This is a genomic window from Nostoc sp. UHCC 0251 (assembly GCF_034932245.1).
GTDB lineage: Bacteria > Cyanobacteriota > Cyanobacteriia > Cyanobacteriales > Nostocaceae > Nostoc.
This window is the reverse complement of the sequence record NZ_JAYGHD010000030.1, coordinates 24320-36574: the sequence shown is the minus strand read 5'-3', so window position 1 is coordinate 36574 and position 12255 is coordinate 24320. Positions and strand designations below refer to the sequence as shown.

Genomic DNA, 12255 nt, shown 5'->3' with positions numbered 1-12255 from the left:
TTTTTAAACGTGGGTTCCCTACACCCTACCCCCTATCCCCTACACCCTCTGAATATTTGTGAGAGTTGCAATTGTTAGGGAAAATTCAACTGTACAACAGGGTAACAACCCTGAAAAATGTCAACTAGAATTAAAGTCTAAAGTTTGCTGCTTTATATAAAGCAGTTTAAAGAATCGGCAAAAAGCAGGCTACATAGCTTTGCAAAAGTTAAAAATAATGACGAAATAGTTATCGGGGATACATGGTATGAAGAACAGATTAACTTTTTATATGATTTTGTTACATGGTTTATTTTTAGGAGTAGCAACGGCTAGCGCCAAGTCACCGTCTGTTGACATTGATACAGAGTTGTCAGCCAACGGTAAAGCTGCGCGGGTTGTAGAAACCGTAGTAACAGCTAGAAGCAAAGAGAAATCCAATAGTCAGTTAAAGATAGAAACTTCTTCAACTAAAACCTCAGCATTATCGCTAAATAATATTAATATTTCTCAGAAGCAGAGGCTACCTTCAGGGCAAGTTTGGGTGGTTAATCAAAATAAACACGCACAGCCTAAACCGTTTATTTGGGTAGTGGAAGATCCTAAAAAAGCAGGACAACAACCATTTTTACAAGTTGCAAAACCCGCAGAAAAACCTAAGCCGAAAAAAACACCAACATCAACGGCAAAGGATGATTTAGAAGCGTTTGATGAAGTAATCAAAGACACCCAAAAGTCAGGAGGATTGTTCACTCTTTATCGTAATAAAGAAAAGAATAAAATTTATTTAGAAATTAAGCCAGAACAACTCAATAAGAATTACCTAGCTACAGCAACCCTGGAATCGGGCATTGGCGAACGAGGTATTTACAGCGGTATGCCTTTGCAAGATTTTTTGTTTTATTTCCAGCGAGTAGATGATAAAATAAACTTTGTCATCCGCAATGTTAATTTTCGCACTCGTGATGGAGATCCCCAGGCGCGATCGCTAGCCCGGTCTTTTAGTGATTCTGTTCTCTATAGCATTTCCCTTAAAAGCATTCATCCAGAACGCAAAACTCTTCTCATCGACTTAGGAGATTTGCTACTCACAGACTTAGGTGGATTATCTGCAAGTTTAGGAGTGCCAGCAACCACAGACCAATCTTATTTTGGTACTGCTAAAGCTTTTCCTCAAAACTTAGAAATTGAGTCAGTTTTAAATTTCTCTAGTAGCAGTGGTGGTGACAGTGAAGTGGCAAGCTTTGCGTCGCTAGCTGATAACCGTGGCTATACCCTGCGTGTCCACTATAGTCTCTCCCAACTACCCGATAAAAATTATCGCCCGCGCCTTGCTGACGAGCGCATCGGCTATTTCATCACCGCCTACCAAGATTTATCCAAAGACGATCGCGGCGATTCTTTTGTCCGTTACATCAATCGCTGGAATTTGGAAAAACAAGACCCGAAAGCAGCAATTTCTCCACCCAAAAAGCCGATTGTGTTCTGGATTGATAACGCTGTGCCTTTAGAGTACCGCGATGCCATCAAAGAAGGCGTCTTAATGTGGAACAAAGCTTTTCTCAAAGCTGGATTCAAGGATGCAATTGAAGCCCGTCAAATGCCAGATGACGCCACATGGGACCCAGCAGATATTCGTTACAACACGATTCGCTGGATCAACACAGTCGATGGTTATTTTGCAATGGGACCATCTCGCGTTAACCCATTGACTGGGGAAATTTTGGATGCAGATATTCTCGTAGATGCTAGCTTTGTGCGGGTACTCAAGAGCGAGTATCGCAAAATCGTCCAACCTAGCCAAACAGAAAATCGCACTACTCTATCAGCTTTGATGCAAAATCGTCTACTTTGCGCCAATGGTTTAGATGCAAAAAATAACGGTGTCCCCCAGCAGATGCCAAAGAAACAAGGGTTATTAAACCGTTTATCTAAAATGGCAAGCGAGTACGATTTATGCTACGGGATGGAAGCTGCTAATCAGTTTGCCGTTGGTTCACTGGCAATGTCATTGCTGCCAGAGACCATGGCCACTCCTGACCAGATGAAAGAATATATCCATCAATATTTACGTTTAATCATCGCTCACGAAGTTGGGCATACTCTTGGTTTGCGCCATAACTTCCGTGGTAGTACACTGCTATCACCACAGGAGATGAATAATACGGAAATTACCAAAACTAAAGGTCTGACAACTTCAGTTATGGATTATATTCCCCCAAATATTGCTCCTCAAGGTACAAAGCAGGGAGATTATTTTCCCACTATGGTGGGGCCTTATGATGAATGGGCGATAAAATATGGCTACATCCCAATTCAGACATCAACTCCCATAGCGGAAAAGCCAATTTTAGAGGAAATTGCCGGACAATCCTATAAGCCAGAGTTGAGTTATTCTACAGATGAAGATGTGTATGACCTTGACCCCACAGCCGATGCTTGGGATAACAGCGGCAATGTGCTGCTTTATTCACAGTGGCAATTAAATAATTCGCGGGTGATGTGGGAACGTCTTGATAAGCGTTTCCCAATGGCTGGTGATAGTTACAGCGATGTGAGCGAACGTTTTAGTACAGTATTGGGTAACTATTTTCAGCAAATATATTACACCACAAAATACATCGGGGGACAGTCTTTCTCTCGCATTCATCCCAGCGAGACACCTTCTGGAGTTAGCCAAAAGCGATTACCATTTGAACCGGTACCAGTTGAAGAACAACGGCAAGCTTTAGAAACGCTGCAAAAATATATATTTGCAGAAGATGCCCTGAGCTTTTCACCAGAATTACTGAATAAATTAGCACCTTCCCGTTGGCGACATTGGGGTAGTTCTCCGCAAGTTGGTCGTTTGGACTTTCCAATTCATGACTTGGTGCTGTTCATGCAAGGTTCTGTGTTGCGGGATTTACTCTCAGGCGATCGCCTCTCTCGCCTCAAGGATATTGAACTCAAAACTAAGCCAGAAAATGCACTGACTCTACCAGAATTATTTGACACCTTGCAATCAGGTATCTGGACAGAGGTAATCAAACCAAAAGGTCAACCAATGAAGATTGCTAGTTTGCGGCGAGGCTTGCAGCGGCAATACCTGGATATTTTGACTGGTATGGTGTTGCGAAAAGAATATGTTCCAGAAGATGCTCGTACTTTAGCTTGGTATAAACTCAAGCAACTGGATGAGAAACTCAAGGGGGTTAATTCTGAGGATGAATACACCAAAGCGCACATACTAGAAACACGCGATCGCATCGAGAAAGTGTTGAATGCGTCGTTGGAAGCGAATTAAAAAAGTTGTAGAGACGCGATTAATCGCGTCTCTTTGGCAAAAAATATATTTAGAATGCTCATACACGCTGAGAAAACAGTTTATGTCAGCTAGAGATAAATTTCACAATGTTGTGAAATCAGCATTACAAAAGGACGGGTGGCGAATTACTCATGACCCTTTGCTAATTCGTATAGAAAATATTACCGATATGTACATTGATTTGGGGGCAGAAAGAATTATTGCGGCAGAAAGAGAGGGACAAATAATTGCGGTTGAAGTTAAAAGTTTTATTGGCACTTCAACTATTTCTGAGTTTCATACTGCGGTAGGACAGTTTATTAATTATCGATACGCGTTAGAAGAAATAGGTTCTGAGCGAGTTTTGTATTTAGCAGTTCCTTTAAATACTTATAACGATTTTTTGAATAAACCATTTATTAAAACTATTATCCAGCGCAGTCAAATTAATCTGATAGTTTATGATGTGGAAACGGAGGAAATTATCCGATGGCAGATTTAAATAAATATCGAGAGTGTATTCGTCAATTACTTACTGAATATGCTCAACGTGCCTCGTCTAATAATGAAATTGAAGCTCAAACAATTTTTGACATAGAACAAGACCATTACCAATTGATATATATTGGCTGGCAAAATAGACGCAGGGTTTTTGGCCCTGTGATGCATTTTGATATCAAAAACGGCAAGATTTGGATTCAGTGGAATGGTACAGAAGAGGATGTAGGTGAACAATTGATGGCAATGGGAGTACCAAAACACGATATTGTCGTTGGATTTCACCCACCTTACATCCGGCAGTATACTGATTATGCTGTGGGCTAATGAGGCAGCAGGTGATCAAGTTACCTCCTGCTACCTCTGCATTATCCTAACTACTCAACGCCTTTAAGAACCGTTGTAAACTCTTAAATACACTGGGCTTTCTCGCAGGTGTCGCATCTGTTGTTGTTTGCGGTTGTCCTTTTAAAAGGATGAGATCCAACTCATCACCTGATGGTTTTGTGGGTAATTCGGCAATTCTTTGATATTCGCCCTCGGTTTCCAACCAAACTTCCCACTGTCCGGGATAGCAGCGATATAGGGCAGTTTCATCATCTACAGGACGGAGGTAATAGGCGGATTCAATGGTACTGATAAAGCGATCGCGGATTTTTCTAGCTGTATAACCAATGCCCACAGTTCCAGCATCTTCTAGGCGGGGATTTAACAAAACTAAAGGGCGATCGCCTATTTCTTGACATAGCTTTTCCAACTGCGGTACTTCTACAGAAGTAGGCGCGATGAATAAGAAAATTTCATCCTCTGGCTGAATTTTTGTCTGCAAAGAAGCCGCCCTTCCCGTACCAATATCCAAAATTTGAAATGGTGCATCAACCCAATCGCGGCGGGCTAAGGCCGCAGCACCAGCGTCAGCAAAGAAAATCTTCAAACGGGAACCATATTCTGTAAACAGTGGCAGAAATTGTTCCGCCACCGGCATAAACTTGAGTTCTGGGAACAGGAACTCAACTTGTATGCGAGTACAACCATCTGCAAGGGCAGCTTGGACGGCTACACGAGATTGGGCGATCGCATCTTCAAGACTATTTGGAAGTTCACTCATGGTTTATTATGTGGGTTTAGCATTACTCCCATTGTTTCAGTATTGGCTCTGATTTTCGTGAACACCAGCACAAAACCAATGGGCAAAGGTTGATATAGCAGTTCTGCTAAGGAATGTGACAATAGCGAAAGGCTCAACGTCGCTTTTCGTCAGACATCGCTTATACACAGCTACTCAGCCCAGTTTTCTAATAGAAGCGTAGGAATGCGGGAAAACTCTCGCACATTATTTGGTAACGAGGGTAACTCCTAAACTCAGCGCATGAGAAGCAATAAGCATATCCATTGCACCAATAATAAGTCCTCTACTTTCGAGATCGCTTCTGATGCTGCCGTAAATTGTTGCAGATGCTTGATTGAATTCGATAATTTCTAGAGGTAGGATACTTGTATCCTATTTTGGGATTATCCGAAAATAGGTTTATTGTGTTTAACATATACATAGTGCTAAAGCCAAGGCACAATGAAATTTATTCTCAGCCAGGACTATGAAATATTCCGTCGTTGTATGATTGCGGCTCGTAAGGAGGCAAAACTGACTCAAGATACGCTTGCTAAATCCTTGAAAAAGCCACAATCTTTCGTAGCTAAATATGAAACCGGTGAACGGCGGTTAGATGTAATTGAGTTTCTGTTAGTTACTCGCGTAATCGGCGTAGATCCTTGCGATATTCTCAAAAAAGTTGAACAAGCAATATCTGAAGCATCTTCTGAGGAGCAGTTATGAATACACAGGATGTAATCAGGCTTGCATCTCAATATTTAGATAATTTATCGGGTCATACTTTTGACGTTTTAGATATATCTAAGCCTGTAACTGTAGACGCAGCAGTAAACTTGGCTAAAGTTATCTCAAAGCTTTCACCCTTACTCGGAAATTTAATTGAATTTAACACAATTGAATTTTTGAATAAACAAAATGAATTTTTTGAATTTGGAAAGTGGCAGAGGCAAGATCCAGGCTTTCCAGATACTATTTTTGTGGGAATTCAACCAACACCAGGATTAGAAATTAAAGCATGGTTTCCATTAGCAACAGAAATAACAGCACGTTTTAAAGATAGTCAAAATCACTTTAAGTATGATCAAACCTATGTTGCTATGCTGGCATGGTTGCCTGAGAAAATTATCTATGGTAAGCCTCGTATTCTTGATGTATGCGTTGTATCTGGTTTGTCGGTAGCTTTAGCTAGAGATACTCATTATCATAATCCGCCAGATTATCTTGTTTTGGAGCCAGAAGATACAACTCAAAGAACAGCAAATTTACAGCAGACAAACACTAGCGGTTATAAATTTCAAGGTTCTGTTGAAAAGTTGTTAGAAGCTCAAAAGATAGTTGATTCATGGGGTGTTGAAGGAAAAATCTATAAACCAACTAGAGAATATCAGCACCTTCTGCGTGAACTACTTATCCGGTACAAATACAGACTGGACACTAACTTTGCAAAAATGGACAGAATCATGCATCCAGGTATTGAAAAATTTAAGCAACGTGTCTATAACATTGAAGTTTCTAGTATTACAGTTGGTCAATGGAATAGGCTGCTATCAAGCCGTCGAGTAGACAGCATCAAGAAATCTCTACAAGATTATCTAGAGATTAGAGAAAAGAGTATTGATGAACTTATTGATTAAATCTTTGCACTCCATAATAAAAATAATCTGGATCAATTTCGCAAGAGTAAGCTTTTCGCCTCAATTTCTGTGCTGCTAGAGATGCACTAAATAGTCCTCCAAAAGGTTCCCAGATAACATCGTTTTTATCACTTGATGCTTCAACAATAATGCTCATCAAATCGAGGGGCTTCTGATTAAGGTGTACTGCTTTTCCAGAAAGAGTCTTAACTCTCTCATCGCCCCGTAGAGCTTGGCGATCCCAAACATTTGTAAAACCATGAGGACATCTGAACTTGGAGCGCATCTTACTCCATTCTTGCCCTGTTAAAGATTGGTTTCCATTCAAAGCAAAATATGGTCTTCCTTCTGGATTACCATGCTCATTTGCATAGTTCACTAACCTCTCAAACATCTCTGGAGGAGGGAAATACCATAAGTGCCCTTGATCAAAATACTTCCTAGTTGCGGCATTAGCTACACCACAAGCATCGTTTGCGAGTCGTAGTCGTAATCCAGAACGTTTCCACTCTTTTAATAACCATTCTTTCAACGTAAGTTCGTTGGCTTTAACTTCTCTTACATATTGAACACACACTTCTGTAACTACAGGGAATCTACGAATTTTTTCTGTATTAACATTCCCTGCTATATGACCTTTTCCTTTGTTCCAAATATTACAATTAACATAACGCCAACCGTGCTTTTCTAAAACTGGATGCACAACAGCCCAGCCAATTTCTGAATTCCAAAACCAGAGTGTTGTGCATGGTATGGCTGCTTTTGACCATGCTTCAATATGAGGTTCATACCAATTAGGTAAATCAATATGACCTGAAGTGTCTCCTTCAAAACCAAGAACACCGTAAGCTCCATCTGAAACGATGACTGTAGGCTGTTCCCAATTGTTGTAATGTTCGAGACTATCACCCAGATATAGAGCAACGCTTTCATCATTCCACGCAGAAAAATTTAAGTTGGTGTTGAGGTTGACTACTTTTCCACGACCAACTGTACTGGTAGCCTTGCGTTTTAAAGTCTTGAGAGAACTCGGTTCTGGGTTAGATAGACTCATTTATTGGTTTATGTGGCTCTGAAACTTGAGTACCTCTAATTTTATCCTATCTTGGGATATTTACTTGGTGATAGATACTAGAATTAACCACAAACACGCTCAACATGTAATATTTCCTATTTCGCAGGTACGTAATTTATGATGTTTAATTCAACGCTTAACTAAAGATAAATCCGGTGTCAGCCTTTGCAAAACCTGCTTCAACACCATTACCGTCCAATCTATATCAGCTTCCGTCGTATCACGCCCCAATGTGATGCGAATGCCACCCAAGGCGGCTTTTTCGGAATAACCCATCGCTAACAATATCGGACTAGGGCTAAGTTTACCACTGTGACAGGCAGCACCAGCACTGATGCCGATGCCAGCAAGGTTTAGCTGTCGTACCAAGGTTTTACCACTGAGTTTTTCGCCATCGGCGTTTTCTAAGCACATACTTACATGGTGAGGTAAACGATCGCAGCTATCCCCTGTTGCAATTAAACCAGGAATCTCAGCTAATTGGGCAAAGGCGCGATCGCGTAACTCAATTAACCGTGGTGTTTCTGTAGCCAATTCTTGCGCTGCTAATTCTGCTGCTACACCAAAACCGGCAATTATCGGTACTGCTTGCGTACCAGAACGCAGTCCCATTTCTTGTCCACCACCACCCAGTAAGGGCATCAATTGTACACCAGGACGCACATACAACGCCCCTACACCTTGCGGCCCATATAGTTTATGACTAGAGAGGCTAAGTAAGTCTACTGGGAGTTGTTGCACATTTATAGGTAAGCGTCCCGCAGCTTGTACCGCATCTGTATGGAACAAAGCACCATGCGATCGCACAATCTTACCCAATTCTGCGATCGGTTGCACAGTTCCAACTTCACTTTGTCCGTAAATTATGGAAACTAAGACTGTGTTATGTCGCAATGCTGCCTTTAAATCTAAGGGGTTAACTCTGCCTTTAATATCTACACATAGGCGCGTAACTTCCCAACCCCACATTTCTAGCAACTTTACTGTCTCAGAAATTGCGGAATGCTCGATGCTAGAGATAATTATATGTTGAGGTACGGTATACAACCGAGCCACACCCATAATTGCGAGATTATTTGCCTCAGTACCACCAGATGTAAAGATTATTGATGTTGGATCAGCAGCATTAATTAATCCAGCAACTTGGACTCTGGCTTCTTCTACAACCGTTGCAGCGCGTTGTCCCCACTCATGTAAGCTGGAAGGATTGCCCCACTGTTGAGTGAGGACTGTTTGCATAACTGCGATCGCTTCTTTTCGAGTAGGAGTAGTGGCGCTGTAATCTAAATAAATTTGCATATAACCGATAATGGTGAGAACACACGTTGGTAGTAGGCTGCTGATCTTGCCAGCATATACGGATTAAGTGGATAAATCCGGAAAAAATTTCTGTAATGCTTTTTGCAGTGGATTTTTCCCTTTACTTGGAAAGCTATTTCTCTACTTAATTCAGAAGACAAAATTTTGGGAATGATAAATATGTCCACTCCCAATCCACTTTTAACAGATTACAGTGCAATTTATCTCTAGACAAAGATTTTTTTCATATATCTTTTTACTGATATTTCCCCTTGCTGCTTGTCAACGAGTCCAGTCTTTCAATCATCGTCCAGCACCTTTACCACAAGACCCCTTAGTTCAAGTTTACTTTAACCATTCTGAGTCTTCAGAATACAAAGAATCTTACCGTCAGCAAACTCGCCTTGGGGATGATTTAGAAAAACAGATTATCGATGCTATTGTGCAAGCTAAATCTACAGTAGATGTGGCGGTGCAAGAATTACGTTTACCTAAAGTTGCTCAAGCACTGGTTGATAGACAAAAAGCTGGAGTAAAAGTCAGGCTAATTTTAGAAAATACCTATAGCCGACCTTGGAGTAGCTTAACATCTGCTGAAGTAGGTAAGTTAGAGAAAAGGGAGCAGGAACGCTACAATGAATTTCGCAAATTTATTGATATTAACCAAGATAATCAACTTAGTCCAGGGGAAATAAATCAAAGAGATGCTTTGATAATTTTGGAAAATTCCAAAATTCCCTGGATAGACGATCGAGCAGATGGTTCGGCGGGTAGCAGTTTGATGCACCACAAATTTGTGGTTGTGGATAATCGCATCGTAATTACAACTTCAGCCAATTTTACTTTAAGTGATACCTCTGGTGATTTTACAAATTCTAGCAGTTTAGGCAATGCCAATAACTTCTTGCAGATTGACAGTCCAGAATTAGCATCTTTATTTACAGAAGAATTTAACATCATGTGGGGAGATGGCCCAGGAGGTAAGCTAGATAGCCGATTTGGTTTGCAAAAGCCGATGCGTTTACCTAAACAAATAACTTTAGGTAACACCCAAATTACTGTGCAATTTTCGCCTACTTCTCCAACTCAGCCTTGGGGTAACAGCAGTAATGGTTTAATTGGCAAAACTTTAGAAACAGCCTCTAAATCTACCGATTTGGCGTTATTTGTGTTTTCCGATCAGCAGATTGCGAATATTTTAGAAAAACGCCATCAACAAAGTGTGCAGATTCGCGCTTTAATTGAACCACAATTTGCCTATCGTCCCTATAGTGAAGCATTGGATATGATGGGGGTCGCTCTCAGTAATAAATGCAAATATGAAGTTGATAATCTTCCCTGGTCAAATCCAATTACTACTGTAGGCGTACCTGTATTAGCCAAAGGCGATCTATTGCATCATAAATTTGGTGTTATTGATAGTCAAACAGTAATTACAGGTTCTCATAATTGGTCAGATGCTGCTAATCATGGTAACGATGAGACGCTTTTAGTAATTAAAAGTCCCATAGTTGCTGCCCATTATGTGCGAGAATTTGCTCGGCTTTACGCTAAAGTTAAACCCGGCTTACCACCAGCAATTCAAGAAAAAATTAAATTAGAACAAACACAGTGTCCCCAAATAAAAACTTCTTCATCAAGTGAACTACAAGCAATTAAAAAAATAAATATCAACACTGCAAGTCTGGAAGAATTAGAAACTCTTCCCGGCGTAGGTAAGAAGTTAGCACAACGGATAATTATTAGCCGTCAACAGCAGAAATTTACATCTTTACAAGACTTAGAAAGAGTTCCCGGAGTTAAAGCGAAGACATTGGAAAAATGGGCTGACCGCCTGATTTGGTAAGGGCGCATATCTACAAATATGCGCCCTTAATATGGTTTATATTCTATTTAGTTAAAAAAATGTAAGTTTACACAAATGCGATATTTAAATGCGATCGCTAGCTAAACCAACCAAACTGCGGGAACGTCCATTCTGAGAAAATCGCTTTGCTAGAATTTGTTGATAAACCCCCTCATAGCCATCAGTCATATGTTTAACGCTGAAAAGGTCTTCAACATACTGACGACAAGTATAGCGGTCTAACTCTATCACCCGATCAATCGCACTGATGCATTCTTGAGTATTATTGCAGAGGAAACCCGTCTTACCGTGAGAAATTACCTCCTCAGCAGATCCCAAGTTTATCGCAATCACTGGCGTACCAGAAGCCATTGACTCCACCATCACTAATCCAAAGGGTTCCCGCCAAGTTATGGGGAACAAAGTTGCAACTGCGCCTCCCATAAGGGCATTTTTTTGAGTATGGTTAGCTTCACCCAGATACTCAATTTGCTTACCAATATGCGGTTTGATTTCTTTCTCAAAGTATTCCACATCAACGACATCCACCTTACCTGCCATCTTCAAATGCCAACCAGCTTGTTTTGCAATTTCTATTGCTAAATGCGCTCCCTTCTCAGGAGACATGCGGCCCAAAAACGCTAGGTAGGGCGGATCTTCTGGTTGGGCATGAAAATTATAACTGCTGACATCAATTCCGTTGTAGACCGTTGCTATACAGTTCAACCCTAACCTTGGTTCTCGTTGTGAATCGGAAATACTAACGTAGGGTTGTTTTTTACCAAAACTAAACATCTTTTCGTTATCAGGAGTAAAAATCCCGTGCAACGTATGAACCGTAGGGGTTGTGACAAGATTAGCGTAGGACAATGCCCCACACCCTATATGGGAGTGAATAATGTCAAACTCTTCTGCGCGTTCATAAACCGAAGCTAGATTCAGCATTTCGTAAACGCTGTAATCTTTAATAGTGCTATCAAGTCTAAGGGCACGGGGATGAACTGACACTAATTTTGCCAGACTGATAGAATCTCCCGATGCAAATAAAGTTACTTCGTGTCCGCGCCGAACTAATTCATCGGTCAGTAACCCCACTACTAGTTCTATGCCACCATAAGCTGGAGGCGGAACTCTTTCCCATAATGGAGCTACTTGAGCTATTCGCATCACAAACCTCCTAACAAATAAAACTTGAATTAAAAGTTTTTACTTTCTGCTGTTGTAGTGCTTGTAATTGAATCACTGGCATCAGAAAGTAACTTCAGATACTAAACGTCTTAAACAATGTTCTCCAAATCTTATGCTCTTTCTTTTATATTTTTCGTCTATCTTAGTACGGAAATTACCCACTCCTAAAGAGGTAAACAGATTATAAATTATAAATTATTGATGATTTATTGTAATTTTAAATAGAGATTATTTTATAACTAATAAGTTTTTAAAACCGTTAAAATATCGACTAAATGATGATATTGAGGGATAAATGTCTCCTATTGGCTGAAAAATATCCGATTTACAAATGTTATT

Annotated in this window: 10 protein-coding genes; 6 read left to right on the top strand and 4 right to left on the bottom strand. The window is 40.5% G+C overall.

Translation table 11 applies throughout. The annotated features are described in order from the left end of the window. The first annotated feature begins 247 nt into the window (after positions 1 to 247). The 3 genes from VB740_RS06350 to VB740_RS06340 all read left to right on the top strand — a co-directional run bounded on the left by VB740_RS06350 (position 248) and on the right by VB740_RS06340 (position 4090). Complete coding sequence (locus VB740_RS06350) at positions 248 to 3265, top strand: zinc-dependent metalloprotease (RefSeq protein ID WP_323199205.1); 3018 nt, start codon at positions 248 to 250, stop codon at positions 3263 to 3265. 82 nt (positions 3266 to 3347) lie between these two features. Further along, positions 3348 to 3767, top strand: coding sequence for a XisH family protein (locus VB740_RS06345; protein ID WP_323199204.1), 420 nt, complete (start codon positions 3348 to 3350; stop codon positions 3765 to 3767). Beyond that, entirely contained in the window at positions 3755 to 4090 is a 336-nt protein-coding gene (locus VB740_RS06340) for a XisI protein (RefSeq protein WP_323199203.1), read from the top strand. Before VB740_RS06345 ends, VB740_RS06340 begins: the two co-directional genes overlap by 13 nt. 46 nt (positions 4091 to 4136) lie before the next feature. On the opposite strand, the gene VB740_RS06335 is transcribed toward VB740_RS06340, so the two are convergent. Further along, positions 4137 to 4871, bottom strand: a complete 735-nt coding sequence (locus VB740_RS06335; RefSeq protein ID WP_323199202.1) for a DUF1995 family protein — start codon at positions 4869 to 4871, stop codon at positions 4137 to 4139. Between the two features lie 462 nt (positions 4872 to 5333). On the opposite strand from VB740_RS06335, the gene VB740_RS06330 reads away from it, so the two are divergent. Both VB740_RS06330 and VB740_RS06325 read left to right on the top strand, forming a co-directional pair. Beyond that, positions 5334 to 5597 carry a helix-turn-helix transcriptional regulator gene (locus VB740_RS06330; RefSeq protein ID WP_323199201.1) on the top strand — a complete coding sequence of 88 codons (264 nt, stop codon included), beginning with the start codon at positions 5334 to 5336 and terminating at the stop codon, positions 5595 to 5597. Continuing rightward, positions 5594 to 6508: a hypothetical protein gene (locus tag VB740_RS06325; protein WP_323199200.1), complete on the top strand. Its 915-nt coding sequence runs from the start codon at positions 5594 to 5596 to the stop codon at positions 6506 to 6508. Before VB740_RS06330 ends, VB740_RS06325 begins: the two co-directional genes overlap by 4 nt. Here the strand turns inward: VB740_RS06325 and VB740_RS06320 are convergent. Both VB740_RS06320 and VB740_RS06315 read right to left on the bottom strand, forming a co-directional pair. Continuing rightward, positions 6498 to 7562 carry a DNA methyltransferase gene (locus VB740_RS06320; protein ID WP_323199199.1) on the bottom strand — a complete coding sequence of 355 codons (1065 nt, stop codon included), beginning with the start codon at positions 7560 to 7562 and terminating at the stop codon, positions 6498 to 6500. The two genes, VB740_RS06325 and VB740_RS06320, sit on opposite strands and share 11 nt — an antisense overlap. A gap of 150 nt (positions 7563 to 7712) precedes the next feature. Beyond that, positions 7713 to 8882 (bottom strand): cysteine desulfurase family protein, encoded by a 1170-nt coding sequence (locus VB740_RS06315; protein ID WP_323199198.1) that lies wholly within the window; start codon positions 8880 to 8882, stop codon positions 7713 to 7715. A 214-nt stretch (positions 8883 to 9096) separates the two neighbouring features. Between VB740_RS06315 and VB740_RS06310 the strand changes: the two genes are divergently transcribed. Next, positions 9097 to 10728 (top strand): DUF655 domain-containing protein, encoded by a 1632-nt coding sequence (locus tag VB740_RS06310; RefSeq protein ID WP_323199197.1) that lies wholly within the window; start codon positions 9097 to 9099, stop codon positions 10726 to 10728. Positions 10729 to 10812: 84 nt separating this feature from the next. On the opposite strand, the gene VB740_RS06305 is transcribed toward VB740_RS06310, so the two are convergent. After that, positions 10813 to 11895: a glycosyltransferase family 4 protein gene (locus VB740_RS06305; RefSeq protein ID WP_323199196.1), complete on the bottom strand. Its 1083-nt coding sequence runs from the start codon at positions 11893 to 11895 to the stop codon at positions 10813 to 10815. Positions 11896 to 12255: the final 360 nt, after the last annotated feature.